This is a genomic window from Thiobacillus sp., assembly GCF_013693775.1.
Lineage (GTDB): Bacteria > Pseudomonadota > Gammaproteobacteria > Burkholderiales > Thiobacillaceae > Thiobacillus.
The window spans coordinates 2,110,100-2,127,174 of the sequence record NZ_CP059257.1 but is presented as its reverse complement, the minus strand read 5'-3'; the positions used below and the strand labels follow the sequence as shown (position 1 = coordinate 2,127,174).

General features: G+C 63.9%; 18 protein-coding genes, 1 pseudogene and 1 riboswitch. Of the genes and pseudogenes, 1 reads left to right on the top strand and 18 read right to left on the bottom strand.

Going from position 1 to position 17,075, the window contains the following annotated elements:
- Positions 1–5: 5 nt before the first annotated feature.
- Complete coding sequence (locus HZY77_RS10495) at positions 6–938, bottom strand: carbohydrate kinase family protein (RefSeq protein WP_296814412.1); 933 nt, start codon at positions 936–938, stop codon at positions 6–8.
- Between the two features lie 396 nt (positions 939–1,334).
- On the opposite strand from HZY77_RS10495, the gene HZY77_RS10490 reads away from it, so the two are divergent.
- On the top strand, positions 1,335–2,198 hold the full coding sequence (locus HZY77_RS10490) for a zinc dependent phospholipase C family protein (protein WP_296814410.1): 864 nt from the start codon (positions 1,335–1,337) through the stop codon (positions 2,196–2,198).
- 43 nt (positions 2,199–2,241) lie between these two features.
- Here the strand turns inward: HZY77_RS10490 and HZY77_RS10485 are convergent, their stop codons facing one another.
- The 17 genes and pseudogenes from HZY77_RS10485 to HZY77_RS10405 all read right to left on the bottom strand — a co-directional run bounded on the left by HZY77_RS10485 (position 2,242) and on the right by HZY77_RS10405 (position 17,011).
- Entirely contained in the window at positions 2,242–2,790 is a 549-nt protein-coding gene (locus HZY77_RS10485) for a phosphatase PAP2 family protein (RefSeq protein ID WP_296814408.1), read from the bottom strand.
- Between the two features lie 10 nt (positions 2,791–2,800).
- Positions 2,801–4,051 (bottom strand): glycosyltransferase family 1 protein, encoded by a 1,251-nt coding sequence (locus tag HZY77_RS10480; RefSeq protein ID WP_296814405.1) that lies wholly within the window; start codon positions 4,049–4,051, stop codon positions 2,801–2,803.
- A gap of 57 nt (positions 4,052–4,108) precedes the next feature.
- Complete coding sequence (locus HZY77_RS10475; protein WP_296814402.1) at positions 4,109–5,563, bottom strand: hypothetical protein; 1,455 nt, start codon at positions 5,561–5,563, stop codon at positions 4,109–4,111.
- A gap of 164 nt (positions 5,564–5,727) precedes the next feature.
- Positions 5,728–6,105, bottom strand: a complete 378-nt coding sequence (locus HZY77_RS10470) for a diacylglycerol kinase (RefSeq protein ID WP_296635213.1) — start codon at positions 6,103–6,105, stop codon at positions 5,728–5,730.
- Positions 6,102–7,565 carry an aminomethyl-transferring glycine dehydrogenase subunit GcvPB gene (gene gcvPB / locus HZY77_RS10465; RefSeq protein WP_296814399.1) on the bottom strand — a complete coding sequence of 488 codons (1,464 nt, stop codon included), beginning with the start codon at positions 7,563–7,565 and terminating at the stop codon, positions 6,102–6,104. Before gcvPB ends, HZY77_RS10470 begins: the two co-directional genes overlap by 4 nt.
- A 107-nt stretch (positions 7,566–7,672) precedes the next feature.
- Positions 7,673–8,161 carry a thiol peroxidase gene (gene tpx / locus HZY77_RS10460; RefSeq protein ID WP_296814396.1) on the bottom strand — a complete coding sequence of 163 codons (489 nt, stop codon included), beginning with the start codon at positions 8,159–8,161 and terminating at the stop codon, positions 7,673–7,675.
- A gap of 38 nt (positions 8,162–8,199) precedes the next feature.
- Positions 8,200–8,517, bottom strand: coding sequence for a DUF3144 domain-containing protein (locus HZY77_RS10455; RefSeq protein ID WP_296814394.1), 318 nt, complete (start codon positions 8,515–8,517; stop codon positions 8,200–8,202).
- Between the two features lie 12 nt (positions 8,518–8,529).
- Positions 8,530–9,924 (bottom strand): aminomethyl-transferring glycine dehydrogenase subunit GcvPA, encoded by a 1,395-nt coding sequence (gcvPA, locus tag HZY77_RS10450; RefSeq protein ID WP_296814390.1) that lies wholly within the window; start codon positions 9,922–9,924, stop codon positions 8,530–8,532.
- A 91-nt stretch (positions 9,925–10,015) separates the two neighbouring features.
- Complete coding sequence (gcvH, locus tag HZY77_RS10445) at positions 10,016–10,405, bottom strand: glycine cleavage system protein GcvH (RefSeq protein WP_296814387.1); 390 nt, start codon at positions 10,403–10,405, stop codon at positions 10,016–10,018.
- Positions 10,406–10,480: 75 nt separating this feature from the next.
- Positions 10,481–11,563: a glycine cleavage system aminomethyltransferase GcvT gene (gene gcvT, locus HZY77_RS10440; protein WP_296814385.1), complete on the bottom strand. Its 1,083-nt coding sequence runs from the start codon at positions 11,561–11,563 to the stop codon at positions 10,481–10,483.
- A gap of 164 nt (positions 11,564–11,727) precedes the next feature.
- A riboswitch (glycine riboswitch) is annotated at positions 11,728–11,816 on the bottom strand.
- A gap of 46 nt (positions 11,817–11,862) precedes the next feature.
- Positions 11,863–12,885: a zinc-ribbon and DUF3426 domain-containing protein gene (locus tag HZY77_RS10435; RefSeq protein WP_296814382.1), complete on the bottom strand. Its 1,023-nt coding sequence runs from the start codon at positions 12,883–12,885 to the stop codon at positions 11,863–11,865.
- Positions 12,882–13,772 (bottom strand): 50S ribosomal protein L11 methyltransferase, encoded by an 891-nt coding sequence (gene prmA, locus HZY77_RS10430; RefSeq protein WP_296814378.1) that lies wholly within the window; start codon positions 13,770–13,772, stop codon positions 12,882–12,884. Before prmA ends, HZY77_RS10435 begins: the two co-directional genes overlap by 4 nt.
- A gap of 84 nt (positions 13,773–13,856) precedes the next feature.
- On the bottom strand, positions 13,857–15,212 hold the full coding sequence (accC, locus tag HZY77_RS10425) for an acetyl-CoA carboxylase biotin carboxylase subunit (RefSeq protein ID WP_296814376.1): 1,356 nt from the start codon (positions 15,210–15,212) through the stop codon (positions 13,857–13,859).
- On the bottom strand, positions 15,205–15,333 hold the full coding sequence (locus HZY77_RS10420; RefSeq protein ID WP_296814374.1) for a hypothetical protein: 129 nt from the start codon (positions 15,331–15,333) through the stop codon (positions 15,205–15,207). Before HZY77_RS10420 ends, accC begins: the two co-directional genes overlap by 8 nt.
- 129 nt (positions 15,334–15,462) lie before the next feature.
- Positions 15,463–15,909, bottom strand: a complete 447-nt coding sequence (accB, locus tag HZY77_RS10415) for an acetyl-CoA carboxylase biotin carboxyl carrier protein (protein ID WP_296820890.1) — start codon at positions 15,907–15,909, stop codon at positions 15,463–15,465.
- A gap of 15 nt (positions 15,910–15,924) precedes the next feature.
- Positions 15,925–16,407: pseudogene (aroQ, locus tag HZY77_RS10410) on the bottom strand (type II 3-dehydroquinate dehydratase); the annotation flags it as partial.
- A 58-nt stretch (positions 16,408–16,465) separates the two neighbouring features.
- On the bottom strand, positions 16,466–17,011 hold the full coding sequence (locus HZY77_RS10405; protein ID WP_296814371.1) for a TlpA disulfide reductase family protein: 546 nt from the start codon (positions 17,009–17,011) through the stop codon (positions 16,466–16,468).
- Positions 17,012–17,075: the final 64 nt, after the last annotated feature.

Below are 17,075 nucleotides of genomic sequence, written 5' to 3'. Positions count from 1 at the left end.
GTGGTTCAGAGCGTTTTGCCAAACGTGATCTTGAGCCGTCCGGCGATTTCCTGCCGGCTCGGCGCGTGGTTCTGACCACCGCGGTGCTCGATCTTGATCGCACCCATCACGCTCGCCAGCTGGCCCGAGGTTTCCCAGTCGAGTCCGTGGACGATGCCGTACAGAATGCCGCTACGGTAGGCGTCGCCGCAGCCGGTGGGGTCGAGGATGGCCGCCGGCCGCACGGCCGGGATGTCGATCTGACCGGCAGCCGTGTGGATCACCGAACCTTCGCCGCCGCGCGTCACGATCAGCGCCTCGACGTGGCGCGCCAGCGTCGCCAGGTCTTCCCCGGTGCGGCTCTGCAGCAATTCGGCTTCGTAGTCGTTGAGGATGACGTAGCTGGATTTGTGGACGCACTCCAGCAGTTCCTCGCCGGAAAACAGCGGCATACCCTGGCCTGGATCGAAGACGCATGGCACCCCNGCCTCGTGAAAGCCGCGCACGTGGCGCAGCATGCCGTCGCGTCCGTCCGGGGCGACAATGCCCAGTTTGACGTCCGGTACCTGACGCACGTCGTTCTCGTGCGAGTAGTTCATCGCGCCGGGATGGAAGGCGGTGATCTGGTTGTCGTCGAGGTCGGTGGTGATGAAAGCCTGGGCGGTATAGGTGCCGGCGACATGGTGGATGTAGTCGCGCGGAATTGCCAAGGCGTCGAGGCGCTCGGCATAGGCGGCGAAGTCGTCGCCCACGGTCGCCATGATCAGCGGCTCGCCGCCCAGCAGTTTGAGGTTGTAGGTGATATTGCCCGCGCAACCGCCGTACTCGCGGCGCATCTCCGGCACCAGGAACGACACGTTCAGCATGTGGATCTTGTCGGGCAGGATGTGGTGCTTGAAGTGATCCTGGAACACCATGATGGAATCGAAGGCGAGGGAACCGCAGATGAGGGTGCGCATGTTGAGCCTGTTTCAGTAGGAATCATGCCCCGCGTCGGTTGCCTGCGGGATGCAGGGCAAGGCGCGGGGGCGAAGTAGTCATTCTCCATGAGTCATCTGCAACACCGCAATGTGCCCGAGAAGGGCATAAACGCCCGCAGGCAACCGGCCCTCCGGGTTGAGACCAGGGTCGGCGTCTGCGGCGTTGCAGCGCTTGGAAAGGGATTACCCTTTCCTGCGCACTGCGCCTTGCATCCGTTCGATCCTGATCTCAACGCGGGGCATGATTCCTGCTGAAACAGGCTCAGTGTGGGCTGAAAACGACAGCCCGGATTATACGCAGCCGGTTGGCTGGGATTCACGGAAGATTCATGCGCCTGACAGCGCAGATTCACGCAGCGCGGCCATGCTGCGCGCATGAACGTTGCCGCCCATGCCCACACCCGCCGCACTGCCTTGTTCTGGTCGGTGCCTGCGCTGCTGTTTGCCGGCGATGCGCTGGCCTGGGGACTGATGACCCATGTGTATTTTGCGCAATTGCTGGTATGGGGCGTGCCCCTGCTCGATCCTGCTCTGCGCCGCGCGGTGCGACGGTTTCCGCAGCGCCTGAAGGCCGGCGCCTGTCTGCCCGATCTGGCGCTGGTGGGCACGACTGCGGGGACTCGCGCATTCGACGCCAGCCACCGCTGGGAGACCGCTCACGCGCTATTGGATGCGGCGCACGACGACGAATCGCGGGCCTGTGCAGTCGGTGCGATGAGTCATCTGTGGGTTGACATCATTGCGCACAATCATTTCGTTCCCGCTCACGAGCATCTGTGGTGGAACGTGCCGATGCTCACGCATGCCGCCGCGGAATGGGCGATGGACCATCATATCTCGCGCCATCTGTTCAGTTCGTCAGTCCCGCTGTTGCAGATCGACGACTGGCTGGTGGACTATGTGGCGTGCAACTTCGATTGCTCGTCCGCCGCCAGCCGACGGGCAATCCGCCAGCTGTCGAGTGCCGAACGCCTATTGCGGCAGAGCCGTCTGCCCCATGCGCTGCATGGCGTAGGGTGCGTGCTGGATCGCAAGCTTGCCGCGCGTTTCGATTACTACATCCAGGAAGTGACGGCCCGGTTGCCGCAAATGAATCGGGTGCTGGCCGGCGAGGCGCCCGCTTGGCTGCCGGATTGTCCGCCGATGGCGGTGGCACGGGAACGCATCGCCGCGCACGCACCGGAACTGGTGGCATGCCGGTTGCCGCTGCCAGGGGATCTGTTCGAAGTCGAGGTGTAGCCGCGTTTCCGCAACGCAACCTTAGGTTTTTAAGACAGGCGCCCTACAACGCCAGCGAANNAAGGGCGGCGATCGTGCCGCCGAGCAGCGCCCCCACCAGCACATCGCTCATGTAGTGCAGCCCCAGCACCAGCCGTGACAGCGCGACCAGCGCGGTGAATGGCCATACCAGCCATCCCAGTGCCGGGTAATAGGCCGTGGCGACCGCGCTGAAGACCACGGCATGCAGGGTGTGGCCGGAGGGAAAACTGAAGCGGTCGAGCGGCGCGGTCAGGCAACAGATCGACGGGCAGGCCTGATAGGGGCGCGGACGTTCGGTAGCGCCTTTCAGCCATTTGTAGACGAGCGTGCCGACGAGGCCGGCCGTGATCATGTGGAGTACGGCCGGAAGGGCGTCCCATCCGTTCCAGACGATCAGCGCCAGCATCAGCGCATACCAGAACACCCCGTCGCCGAGCCGGCTGGCGAGCCGCAGCAGGCCGACCTCCCAGTCGGGCAGGCGCACGCCGTTAAGGCGCTCCAGCCAGGCATGTTCGCGTGCGGCCAGTCGATCGAGGCCGTGGTGGGCAACCAGACTCAGACGATTTTGCATGGCGGAATCCTCATGAACGGACTGTCGGGGCCGCGGCAGGCCAATCCAGCTGGGGTTCGGTCGCGGGTTCGGGGTGAGCGAGGCGCAGCAGTACCCGCTCGAAACTGTCGATGATGGCGTCCCACGACAATTGGGCGGCACGCGCGGCTGCAGCGGTGCCCAATCGGCGTTGCCGTGCGACATCAGGAGCCAGCGATGCCGCCTGGGCGATGAACGCCGCTTGATCCTCGGGCGCGACCTTCAGGCCGTTTTCGCCGTGCCGGATGATTTCTTCGGCGGCCGCGCAATCGTAGGCCACCACCGCGAGACCGGAGGCCATCGCCTCGATCGTCACGTTGCCCCAGGTCTCGGTCAGGCTGGGGAACAGGAACACGTCGCCCGAGGCGTAATGTGCCGCCAGCGCCTCGCCGACCTGGGTGCCGCAGAATATCGCATCGGGCCGTTTGGCCTGCCAGCCGGCGCGTTCCGGGCCGTCGCCCACCAGCACCAGGCGGGTGGCCGGGTGCGCCTGATGCATGGCATCGAAGGCGCTGAACACCAGGGACAGATTCTTCTCGGCTGCCAGGCGACCCACGTACAGCACCGCAGTCTCGTTCTCGCCCACGCCCCACTGCGCGCGCAAGGCCGCATCGCGGCGGCCAGGGTGGAACAGTTGCGTGTCCACCCCGCGCCCGATGATCTCGATGTTCTCGTAGCCATGCGCCAGCAGTTCGCGGCGGATGCCTTCGGTCGGCACCAGCGTGACGGCGGCCTTGTTATGGAATTTGCGCAGATAGGCGACGATGGCGCGGCGCAACAGGCCGAAGCCGTAGTGGCTGCTGTAGCTGTGGAAATTGGTGTGGAAATCGCTCGCCACCGGCAGGCGCAGTTTGTTGGCGGCCGCCAGCGCCGACCAGCCGAGCGGACCTTCGGTGGCGATCTGTACCACGTCCGGGCGCTGTCGCGTCCACAGCCGGGTCAGCGCGGCTTTCGCCGGCAGGCCCATCTTCAGGCCTTCGTAACGCGGCAGCGCGATGCCACGTTGCAAATGTTCGCTGAGGGTGGCGGTGGGCTGCGGTTGGTCGTCGGAATGCTGGCGCGGACGGATCAACTGCACCTGGTGATTGCGTACCTGCAGGCCGTTGACCAGGCGGCCGAGCGTCATCGCCACGCCATTGACTTCGGGCGGGTAGGTTTCGGTCACCACCGCAATGCGCAGTTGCGGGCGCATGGACGGAAGCGTCTGGCAGGTGAATTCGGCGGCATCCATGGGGCGCAGCATGCCCCTGCCGTGCGACAAACAGATGACGCCGAAGTGATGGTTTGGTGAAGCGGGTGCTCAGGCCGCAAGCGGCAATGCGTCCTGCGCGATCGAGCGCAGCAGCAGGATGTCGCGGTAGGCGCCCGGTTCGAAGCCGATGCGCGTGCCGCCCCGGTTGTCGTAAATCAAATCGTGGAAGAAGGCCTCGATATCCGGGGTATTCCAGACTTTCACCAACTGTTCCAGCAGGTGCGGATACGCCTCCAGCCCCTGGCCGGCTTCGTTGTCCTGGGAAATCGGATGGTCGGTGAGGTTGACGTTGAAATAGCGGCGGCATTCGGCGCTGGCGGCTGCATAGCCGGCGGTATCGCCTTCGCGGTGCAGCAGGTCGAGCAGCAGCAGCCAGGGTACCGGCGACTCGGTCGGCGTGGCGCGCAGATGCTCCTGCAGCAGATGGATGGCCAGGTCGCCATGCCCGAAGGCCATGAACACTTCGGCCTGGTCGAGAACATCTTCCTTGACTTCGGTGCCGCTGGTTTGCTGAGGCGGGGCGATTTCCGGCATGCGCGGGGAAACGGACGGCGGCTCAGCCGGCATGTCGGCGCTCAATTCAGATAGCGTTTTCTCCGGCATTCCCGTTTGCGTCCAGGGCGTGTCGCCAAGTGCGGGCCGGGCGGCGCGGGTGCGGCGCAGCAGCCAGGCGGCCAGCGCAATCAAACTGGCCACGATCGCCATCGCCAGCAGATACAGCGGCCACTGGGCGGGTTGCGAGGACGTGGCAGGCGCGGGTGCCGTCGTGGGNGTGGCATGCCGGGCGGCTTCGAGCTCGGCATTGCGGCGCTGCAACGCGGCGAGTTGGGCCTCAAGNTGCGCAAGTTTGCGGCCCAATGCCGTGTTTTCATCGGACAGTTCGGTGGCGGTCAGGCCATCGAGGCGCGGCTGCGTCAGGTCGGGCAGGCGCGTGTCGAGACGCAGCGCCACCGGGGTGTCGTTCTGGCTGGATAGCTCATGCTTCCCGGACAGCACCAGACGTGGGACGCTTTCCTTTGGTGCGGCATGCACACGGGGTGGGGTCTGGGTCCGCGCGGCCGCGTTCGGCGGTCGCGCGATGGACGTGGCCGCGCGATGGGAAGGTCGATGGGCGCGTCGAGGTGAAACGGGACGGGATGGGACAGCGGCGGGCGCCGGTCCGGTTTGCGCGCTTGCAGCGGGGACATTCTCGTTGAGGGGNGCTTCCGTCGCCACGGGTGGGTCGAGCAACACGACATACTCGCGTTGCAAGCGTACCTCGCAGTCCGAAACCAGCACGAACTGTACGATCGGATCATTTACCGGGTAGGACGTACGGATGAGCAGGCGTGTCTGATCCCCGGCCCGTTCGATACTCAGTTTTGCGCGGAGCGGCGGTGCGACGCTGTTTGCGCTGCTGCCGAGGCTGAAGCAGTCCGCCGTCGTGTCGGCGGTCGCGCCGAGTAGGGTGACGGTCGCATTCAGGGACCGGCCCAGTTGCGAATGTACATTGATGTCGCCCATGCCCAAGGCTGCGGCGGAGCCGGCCTGGCACAGACTCAGAAGAAAGCAAACAGTTTTGAGGTTCACACCGTCGGAAAATGATAAGGGGCGCACACCTCTATTCCGGCTAAGAACGCCACAACTTTAGGGTGCCGCGCCATATTGGCATGGTTTTTGTAATTCACTCAACCCAATAGTACAAGCGCCCACACGACGACCACGTTGGCCAGCGCAATCATCACGGCGGCACTCCCCATGTCCTTGGCGCGCTTGATGAGCTGGTGGTGCTCAAGGGAAATCCGGTCCACCGCGGCCTCGAGCGCCGAATTCAGCAATTCGACGATCAGCACCAGCAGCACCGCGCCGATCATCAGCGCGCGGCTTATCCCCGTCTGGCCCAGATAAAGCGCAAGCGGGATCATCAGCAGCGCCAGAAACACTTCCTGCCGGAAAGCATCCTCATGCCTGAACGCGGCGGTGAGTCCGGCCCACGAATAGCCCGCCGCGTTCAGCACGCGCCGCAGGCCGGTCTTGCCCTTGTAGGGGCTGACGGGATCGGTCATGCGTGGGCGGAGGCGGCAGGTTTGTAGGCCAGATCGAGCTCGCGGGCGGCCTTGACGTCGTCCAGCCGCCGCACCGGCAGGCTGTAGGGCGCACCCTTCACCAGATCCGGGGTGGTCTCGGCCTCCCGTTTGATCGCTTTCATCGCCTCGATGAAGCCGTCGAGCGTTTCGCGGCTCTCGGTCTCGGTCGGCTCGATCAGGAGGCATTCCGGCACCAGCAGCGGGAAATAGGTCGTCGGGGCGTGGTAGCCATAGTCGAGCAGGCGCTTGGCGAAGTCCATCGCGGACACCCCGGTGGCGTCCTTCAGCTTTTTCAGCGTGACGATGAACTCGTGGCTGGCGCGGCGCTCAGGATAGGCCAGGTCGAAGCCGGCTTCGCGCAGCTTCGCCATCAGGTAGTTGGCGTTGAGCGTGGCATACTCGGCTACGCGGTGCATGCCCTCGCGGCCCAGCAGGCGCGCATAGACGTAGGCGCGCATGAGCACGCCGGCGTTGCCCATGTTGGCCGACATGCGGCCGATCGACTGCGGCAGGTCGGCCTCGGTCGCCAGCCGGTAGAAACCGTTTTCGTTCAGCACCAGCGGGATCGGCATGAAGGGCAGCAGGCGCTGCGCCACGCCGACCGGGCCTGCACCGGGGCCGCCGCCGCCGTGCGGGGTGGAGAAGGTCTTGTGCAGGTTCATGTGGATGACGTCGAAGCCCATGTCGCCGGGGCGCACCTTGCCGAGAATGGCGTTGAGGTTGGCGCCGTCGTAGTAGAGCAGGCCGCCGGCGTCGTGGACGATCTTCTGGATGTCGGCGATGGTCTTCTCGAACACGCCGAGCGTCGACGGGTTGGTCAGCATCAGGCCCGCGGTCTGGGGGCCGACTGCGGCCTTGAGCGCGACCAGGTCGACGCTGCCGGTCGCGTCGGTGGGGATTTCCTTGACCGTGTAGCCGCACATGGTCGCCGTTGCCGGGTTGGTTCCGTGCGCCGCGTCCGGCACGATGATTTCCCTGCGGGCCGTGTCGCCGCGCGCGTCGTGGTAGGCACGGATCATCGCCACGCCGGCGAATTCACCGTGCGCGCCCGCCATCGGCGCCATCGACACGCCGGCCATGCCGGTGACGTCCTTCAGCATCTCCTGCAGTTCGTACATGCTGGCGAGGAAACCCTGCCCTGTCTCGTCCGGGCTGGCCGGATGGCGCGCGAGGAACTGCGGCAGCATCGCCAGCGAATTGCACGCGCGCGGGTTGTACTTCATCGTGCACGAGCCGAGCGGGTAGAACTGCGTATCGATGGAGAAATTCTTCTGCGACAGGCGCGTGTAGTGACGCACGACGTCAAGTTCAGAGACTTCAGGCAGCGCAGGCGCATCCTTGCGGCGCAATTCGGCGGGCAGGTCGTCGAGGCTGCCGCCAGCGGCGGGCAACTGGGCGGCGGCGGTGCGGCCGGGACGGGAATGGTCGAATATCAGCATGGTGGTTAGACGTAAGGCGTGAAGGGTGAGGGGCGAGGGGTGGGGCTGGGCAGGCGCGATGTTGTCTCGCAACCGTTCCTCGCCCCTTTCCCTCACGCCTCACGAATTTATTTCAATGCAGCCAGTGCAGCGTCGTAGTTCGGCTCCTGCTTGATCTCGGGAACGAGTTCGGCATGGAGTACCTTGTTGTGCTCGTCCAGCACCACGACTGCGCGCGCCGTGATGCCGGCCAGCGGGCCGCTGGTGATGGCGACGCCGTAGTTCTTCATGAACTCGGCACCGCGCATAGTCGACAGCGTGGTCACGTTGTTGGTGCTTTCGGCGCCGCAGAAGCGGCTCATTGCGAACGGCAGGTCGGCCGAGATGATCAGCACGGCGGTGTTGCCGACGGCTGCGTCGTTGAACTTCTTGGTCGACGTCGCACACACCGGGGTATCGAGGCTCGGCACGATGTTGAGGATTTTTCTTGCCGGCGAAATCGGCCAGCGAGACGTCGGCCAGATCCTTGTTGACCAGCTTGAAATCGGGCGCGGTGTCGCCGACTTTGGGAAGCTGCCTGCGACGTCGATGGGGTTGCCGCCTAGAGTCACTGCCATGATTGCTCTCCTTGAATAAATCGATTAAATGCCGGGCACTAGAACGATAACGCCCGATCCATTTCCTGCCAATTAACTGCTGTGCTGGTCGTAGCGCGCCAGATGCTCATCCAGGTTCTCGCGCAGCATTTTTTCGTATTGGTCGAGGAAATAAGCGATCGCAGCCTCTTTTCCGCGATCAGCTGTTCCTTGCTTTCGGATGCCGCCGTGATGACGAAGGCGTTGAATCTCGAGGCTGCAAATAGCGCGCATGCGCTGACCCGGCTGGGCTTCACCTCGTTCAGGTGGGTATTGGCCAACTGAATGAACGAGTCGGTCATATCCCAGAATTGCTTGTCCCGCAGTACATCGCTCATGCTTGACTCCAATCAGCTCTTGTACGCACACGGCGGGGCTTCGCGCCGTTTCGACAGGATACGTTCCATTTGTTGCGCGTAGTGGTCGAGATCCGCTGCGGTCTTGGTTTCGGTGACGCACACCAGGATTGCCTGTCCGAGTTCGGGATACCAGCCGGAGATGTCCAGTCCGCCAAGGATGCCCTGCGCACGCAGTGCGCGCAGCACGTCACGCGCGCTTGTGCCCTTCGGGGTATTGTCGTTGAGCTTCAACACCACTTCGTGGAAGAAGGGCGAAGCGAATGCGCGTGTGACGCCGGGAATCGCTGCGAGCTTGTCGGCCAGCGCCACGGTGTTGGCGTGGCTGTTGGCAGCGACTTTCGCCAAACCCTGCGGTCCCAGCAGCGACATGTACTGCGTCGCCGCGGTGACCACCAGGCCCTGATTGGTGCAGATGTTGGAGGTGGCCTTGGAACGGCGGATATGCTGCTCGCGTGCCTGCAGCGTCAGCGCGAAACCCGGCTTGCCGTCGAGGTCGACGGTACGGCCGACGATGCGCCCGGGCATCTGCCGCACGAACTCCTGGCGGCAGCACATGAAGCCGAAATAGGGGCCGCCCGAGGCCATCGGCGCGCCCAGCGGCTGGCCTTCGCCGACGGCGATGTCGGCGCCTTTCGTGCCCCACTTGCCGGGTGCTTCCAGCACCGCCAGCGTGGTCGGGTTGACCAGCGCGATCGCCAGCGCGCCTTTCTCATGCGCCCAGTCGGTCATGGCGTGGACATCTTCCAGCACGCCGAAGAAGTTGGGCTGCGGGATCACCAGTCCGGCGAAGGCACCCGGGTCGGCCGGCAGCACCGTTTTTCCTGTAGCAGCGTCGTAGTCGAGCTCGACCAGTTCGATGCCCTGGTTCCTGACCGTGGTGTCGACCACGCGGCGATAGATCGGGTGCACCGTCTTCGGCACCAGCACGCGGCGCGAGGTCTTGTGCGAGCGGACTGCCATCAGCACTGCTTCGGCCAGCGCCGAGGCACCGTCATAGAGCGAGGCGTTCGAGACGTCGAGCCCGGTCAGCCGGGTCATCATGGTCTGGTATTCGTAGATCAGCTGCAGCGTGCCCTGGCTCGCTTCGGCCTGGTAGGGCGTGTAGGCGGAATAGAACTCGCCGCGCGTGGTGATCTGCCAGATCGCCGCCGGGATGTGGTGCTCGTAGACGCCGGCGCCGATGAAGTTCGACCAGAAACCGTCGGTCGATGCGCGTTCCTGCATCAGCCGCGCCACCGCCATCTCGGGCAGGCCGTCGGGCACGTCCTTGAGCTTGCCGGTCTTCAGCGCGGGCGGGATTTCGTCGAACAGGTCTTCGATGCTTTTGGCGCCGATGGCGCCAAGCATGGCAGAGACGTCTTCTTCAGTGTGGGGGATGAAGGGCATTTTATTGGGGAGAGGTGATAGGGGTTAGGGGTGAGGAATGCGCTGGCGCAAGAGGGGTTCCTGACGCCTTACCTCTCACGCCTCACCGTCATCAATGCGCTTCGGACTCGACCAGCTTCTGGTAAGCCGCGGCGTCGAGCAGTTCGGCGACATCGCCGGCATTGGTGGGCTTGAGCTTGAACATCCAGGCACTGTAGGCGTCCTTGTTCACGGACTCGGGGCTGGATTCCACGTCGCCATTGGCAGCAATCACTTCGCCGGCCACGGGCGCGTAGACGTCGGATGCGGCCTTGACCGACTCGACCACGGCGCATTCCTCGCCCTTGGCAAGCGTGCGGCCGGTGGCCGGATTTTCGATAAAGACCATGTCGCCGAGCAGATCCTGCGCGTGATGGGTGATGCCCACGGTCAACGTGCCGTCGGCTTCGACGCGCACCCATTCGTGGCTGGGGGTGTATTTGAGGTCAGCGGGAATGCTCATGGTTTCTCCAGGTAAGGGGTTAGGGTAAGGCGTGAGAAGCGGTTGCTATGCACCTGACCCCTCACGCCTCACGCCTCACGAAATTAAAACTTTGCCGTTGCGCACGAACGGATACTTCACCACTTTGGCTTTCAGTTTCTTGTCGCGGATCTCGACTTCGACTTCCTCGCCCGGGGCGATGCCGAGCGGGATGCGGGCGAGCGCGATCGATTGCTGCATCGTAGGCGAAAACGTGCCGGAGGTGATTTCGCCGTCGCCGTTCTTGGTGTGGACTTTCTGGTGGCTGCGTAAGACGCCCTTGTCGATCAGCACCAGGCCGGCAAGCTGCTTCGTGACTTCGCTGGCCTCCAGGGCCTTGCGGCCGACGAAGTCGCGCTCGGTCTTCAGGTCCACCGTCCATGCGAGGCCGGATTCCAGCGGCGAGGTGGTTTCATCCATGTCCTGGCCGTAGAGGTTCATCCCGGCTTCCAGCCGCAGGGTGTCGCGCGCGCCCAGGCCGATCGGCTTGCCGCCGGCTTCCATCAGCGCCTTCCAGAAGAACGGCGCGGACTTCGCCAGCACCATCACCTCGAAACCATCCTCGCCGGTATAGCCAGTGCGGGCGATGAACATCTCGCCCATGGCGGCAGCGTTGAAGGGCTTGAGGCTGGCCGTGATCTGGTCGACGCCGGGCAGGGCTTCGTTGAGGACGCGGGTCGCGTCGGGGCCCTGGATCGCGATCATCGCGAGATCGCGGCGCGGCGTCAGCGTGAGGCCCATGTCCCAGTCGGCGTTTTGCTTTTCCATCCAGGCGAGATCCTTCTCCGCGGTGCCGGCGTTGACCACCAGGCGGAACCAGGATTCGTCCATGAAATAGATGATGAGGTCGTCGATGACGCCGCCGGCCTCGTTGAGCATGCAGGAATACAGCGCCTTGCCCGAGACCTGCAATTTGTCGACGTTGTTGGCGACCAGCCGTCGCAGGAAGGCGCGCACATTGGCGCCCTTGATGTCGAGCGGCAGCATGTGGGAGACGTCGAACAGGCCGCATCCGGAACGCACGGTGTGGTGTTCCTCGATCTGCGAGCCGTAGTTGACCGGCATGTCCCAGCCGCCGAAATCGACCATCTTGGCGCCGAGTTCGCGGTGGGTGGCGTTGAGCGGGGTTTGTTTGAGCATGGGGCACCAAAAATAAAAAGGGTGAAGCGAGGATGCGCTCCACCCCTCTGTCCTTGGTACCTGAGAGATTACAGCGGCTGATCCAATGAACCAGCGGGCTGCTGCCCCTTCGGTGGCAGTTGCGTGGATCTGATCCAATCCGCGACTGCGCTCTCCAGAGTGTTCCGGTTGTTGCGGTCCTTTTGCCTGAGCGATTCCGGGTGGGTTACGCCTTCGGCGGCACGATGTTCATGCGCTCTCCCGCAACGGGAGTGCGCACTATACCGAAGAAGCGCTGGGCCGGCTAGCTTGACGCTATATCAATACGTCAGTTGCAGGTTGAAGCCCATCGGCGTCAGGTCGTGCACGGTCAGTGGCAGGCTCAGGGGCTGTTCGCTGCGCGCGGGAATGCCCGCGGCGATGCGCTGGGCGTCGCCGAGGTACTCGCTGGGGGCGAAGCTGCGGCGCGCGAGCGGACGGTTGTGCTGGTCGGTCAGGGTCAGCACGAGTACCGGCCAGGCCTGGACATGATTGGCGCGGTTGCCCAGGGTAAGCGTGAGTTTGAGGCGCCCGCTGGCCTCGGTTTGCAGGTCGGAGCCGACGATCTGCAGCAGCGCCAGGTTTTTGGGAAGCGAAAGCGTGCAGCCGAGCGCTGCGCAGGCTTGTTCGAGTGCGGGTCGGGTTTGCGGCAGCCGGCTCACCAGAGTGTCGCGCAGAAAATAAGTGGTTTGTGCCAGCAGCACGACAAGCAGCAACAGGCTCGCCGTTCCNCACACCCAGGGACTGAGGCGGCGGGGCGAGGATGGTATGCGTGCCTTGCTGGGCATCGGGGAGGCATATTCGATGCGTGCGGCGGGNGGCGCTTCGGCAGCGGTGGACCGGCGCAGGGGTGTGGCGGGTTCGGGCGGATAACCAGGGGTGGTGTGGATCTGCGGCAGTGGACCGGGGTCGTCCGGAACCGGAATGTCCGGGTCGATCAGTATGATCGAATCCAGGTCGAACGATGTCTCGCGCTGGACGATCCCGCGTGGGGTGTCGGCAACCGCGATGCCATCCTCTTCTGGCAACGGTGCGGCAGGNGGTGCCTCGTCGGCCGTGTCCGGGGTGTCGGCAGTCGTGGCTTCTTGTTCGGCAGACGGGTGGGTTTCAGGCTGCGGAGTCGGTTCGACCGACTCGGGTTCTGGCTGTGGCAGCGGCGAGCCGTCTTCCATGAGCAGGCTCAGCCGCGCATCGAAGGCCGTGCCGCACACGCTGCATTGCACCCAGCCCTGCGCGGCGTCGAGCTGGTCTGTGCCGAGACGGAATACGCTGGCGCAGTGCGGACAGGTGGTGCGGTAATTCACCGCTTGACGCCAGCCAGACGCACCCAGCCTTCATCGACGACGGGCGCTTGGAAATCAAACCAGTCGCGGTAGACCGCCATGACCTCGTCGGCCTGTTCGGCCAGGATGCCGGACAGCACGAGCCGTCCGCCGGCGCGTACCCGGCTGGCCAGCAGCGGGGCCATGCCCTTGAGCGGGTTGGTGAGAATGTTGGCGACGACGACGTCGTACTGGCCCGGTGCGAGTTCGCCGGGCAGGCAGAAATGGGCGGAAACCTCGTTCAGCGCGGCGTTGTCGCGCGATGCGTCGACGGCCTGGGCATCGATGTCGACGCCGTCGACGCGCACGGCGCCCAGCTTGACCGCTGCGATGGCGAGAATGCCGGAGCCGCAACCATAGTCCAGCAGCGTTTCACCGCCGGCGAGCTGCGTATCCAGCCAGCGCAGGCACAGACGCGTGGTGGGATGGCTGCCGGTACCGAATGCCAGGCCGGGATCGAGCTTGAGGTTGATTGCGCGGCTGTCTGGCGCGTCGTGCCAGGTCGGCACGATCCATAAGCGTGGCGAGATCGGGATGGGATCGAACTGCGATTGCGTGAGGCGTACCCAGTCCTGCTCGGCCACGGTATCGACCGTGTAGTCGGTCAGAGCGGGAATGCCAGCCTGTTTTGCCGCAGCAGCCAGCGTTTCCGCCACGTCGGCATCTTCGTCCAGCAGCACCACCGCGATACTGTGCGGCCACAATTCGGCAGTCGGATGATCCGGTTCGCCGAACAGCGGGGTTTCGTCCACCGTGCCGGCGTCGGCGTCTTCCAGCGACACCGATAGCGCACCCACATCCATCAGCGCGTCGGACAATGGCTCGGCCTGTTTGGATTCGACGAGGATGCGAACGGATTGCCAGGGCATGGTAGTAAGTGGTTAGCGGTGAGCAGTAAGCGGTAAAGAGCGATGGGGAGGGTGTTTTTCGGCTTGCTGCTTACCGCTCGCTGCTTACCTGTCAGCTTTCTCCGCCGCCAGTTTGTGCTCCAGATAATGAATGCTGGTGCCGCCGGCGATGAAAGCCGCATCGTTCATCAGTTCCTGGTGCAGCGGGATATTGCTGTGGATACCCTCGACCACCATTTCCATCAGCGCCCCTCGCATGCGGGCGATCGCCTGGTCGCGGGTATCGCCGTAGGCGATCAGCTTGCCGATCATCGAATCGTAGTGCGGCGGCACGTAGTAGCCGTGGTACACATGCGAATCGACGCGGATGCCAGGACCGCCGGGCGCATGGTAGTTGGTCAGTTTGCCGGGGCTGGGGACGAAGGTCGTCGGATGCTCGGCGTTGATGCGGCATTCGACGGCATGCCCCTTGAAGGTGATGTCCTTCTGTTTCCACGGCAGTTTCTCGCCGGCAGCGACGCGGATCTGCGTCTGCACGATGTCGATGCCGGTGATGAGCTCGGTCACCGGATGCTCGACCTGTACCCGGGTGTTCATCTCGATGAAATAGAACTCGCCGTTCTCGTAGAGGAACTCGAAGGTGCCGGCGCCGCGGTAGCCGATCTTGCGGCAGGCTTCGGCACAGCGTTCGCCGATNCTTGTCTCGGAGTTTGGCGTCGAGCCCGGGGCCGGCGCCTCTTCCAGCACCTTCTGGTGGCGGCGCTGCATCGAGCAGTCGCGTTCACCCAGGTGAACGGCGTTGCCGTGTTCATCGGCGAGGATCTGGATTTCGATGTGGCGCGGGGTCTGCAGAAATTTTTCCATGTAGACCATGGGATTGCCGAAAGCCGCTCCAGCTTCGGTCTTGGTCATGGTGACGGCGTTCAGCAACGCGGCTTCGGTATGCACGACGCGCATACCGCGGCCGCCGCCGCCGCCGGCTGCCTTGATGATGACCGGGTAACCGATACGGGCGGCGGTCCGGACGATCTCGTCGGGATCGTCGGACAAGGCGCCGTCAGAGCCGGGCACGCACGGCACCTTGGCTTCGAGCATCGCCTGTTTGGCGGCGACCTTGTCGCCCATCAGGCGGATATTGTCGGGACGCGGGCCGATGAAGGTGAAGCCGGACGACTCCACGCGCTCGGCGAAATCGGCATTTTCCGACAGGAAACCGTAGCCGGGATGGATGGCGGCGGCATCGGTGACTTCGGCGGCGGCGATGATCGACGGCACGTGCAGATAGCTCTGTGCCGAGGGTGCCGGGCCGATGCAGACCGATTCGTCGGCCAGCTTCACATACTTGGCGTCGCGGTCGGCTTCGGAATACACAGCGACCGTCTTGATGCCCATTTCGCGGCAGGCGCGCTGGATACGCAGGGCGATTTCACCGCGGTTTGCAATCAGAATCTTTTCAAACATTTGGGTTCTCCGCGGCGAAATCGCCCTGACGGCCTTCGGCCGTTGCGCGTTTTGGCTTCGCCGCTGCGCTGCCTGACGGCAGCTGGTCTCCGCGGTTGGCGATGAGGATTTTTTCAAACATGGTTTAGAGGGAGAGGCAGGATTCAGATTCAGGATTCAGGGGATGCGCGGCATTGCCGCGTCAAATGAACGAGGCATGAAGCACCTTCCCTGACCCTGAATCCCTGACCCTGGCCTCTGAATCCTTTCCTCAAGCAATCACAAACAAGGGCTCGCCGTATTCCACCGGCTGACCATTTTCGACCAGGATGGCCTTGATGACGCCACCCTGATCCGCCTCGATCTCGTTCAGCAGCTTCATCGCCTCGATGATGCACAGCGTGTCGCCGGCATTCACATTCTGGCCGACCTCGGCAAAGTTTTTGGAACCGGGCGCCGGAGCGCGGTAGAAGGTGCCGACCATAGGGGAACGCACGACATGCCCCTCGGGGACAGCGTCTTCCACCGGGGCCGCGACGGGGAGGGCCGCGACCGGGGCAGCCGTCTGTATCATTTGCGGGGCGTGCGCCATCATCATCGGCGCGCTTGCGATGCTTTTGGCGATGCGGACTTTTTCTTCGCCCTCGGTGATTTCCAGCTCGGCAATGCCCGAGGCTTCGACCAGGTCAATGAGCTTTTTCAGTTTTCTGAGATCCATGGGGGTCCTGTTTTGAAGGTGACGCAGCGCATATTCCAGCGCCAGTTCGTAGCCGTGCGCGCCCAGACCGGACACCACGCCAACGGCGAGGTCGGAGAAATACGAGTGGTGGCGGAAGGATTCGCGCGCGTGAATATTGGAAAGATGAACTTCGACAAATGGAATGGCGGTCGCTGCCAGTGCGTCGCGCAGCGCAACGCTGGTGTGGGTGTAGGCCGCCGGATTGATGACGATGAAATCCACGTGGTCGCGGGCAGCGTCGTGCAGCCGGTCGATCAGGGCGCCTTCATGGTTGTGCTGAAAGGTTTCGACGTGTGCCCCGGAGGCTTCTCCCAGGCTGACCAACGCACGATTGATGTCGTCGAGCGTGGCGAGACCGTAATGTTTGGGTTCGCGGCTGCCCAGCAAATTGAGATTGGGGCCATGCAACACCAGGACATGTGGGCGCAGACTGGGGACCGATTTGGCCGACGTGCGGCTGGTTCGTTTGGTCGTCATGGCGGCGAGTTTGCCGTAAATGGGGGTAAATTGTCTAGATATTGACGCTAAATCACAACTATGAGCCGATTTTGTCCAGCGCTTGTTCGAGCGTGGCGCGCGGCAGCCGGCCCAGGTGGCTCAATGCGACATGGCCGTCGCGATCGAGCACGATCGTATACGGGAGCGCGCCGCTCGGATTGCCAAGCTGTCGGGCCAGGTTATGCGCGGCGCCTTCGCCGATCAGGATCGGATAATTGACTGACACGCGTTGCAGGAATTGTGCGACGTTGGTCGAATTGTCGATGGCGATGCCGACAAATTCCACGCCTTTGGGCCGATATTGGCTGCGCAGGGCAACGAAATCCGGTATTTCCTCGCGACACGGTGCACACCAGCTGGCCCAGAAATTCAGTACGACGACCTGCCCACGCCATTGTGACAGCGGTTGCCGGCGTCCTTGCGCATCCGGAAAACCGAGCTGCCACAGCCCCGAGACCGCGGACGCAGCGGGCGTTTTGGGCGCATAGCGTGTCTGCGCCAGCCAGATTCCCGCCGCCAGCGCAGCCAGGACCAGGGGAGGCCATACAGCAGTTTTTTTGCATAGGGGATGGCGCGTCGTCAAGTTCCCCATCCTGAAAACAGGATGAGGACAGGGCGCTCAGGCAGCCCGGTCTGCCGGGGACGCG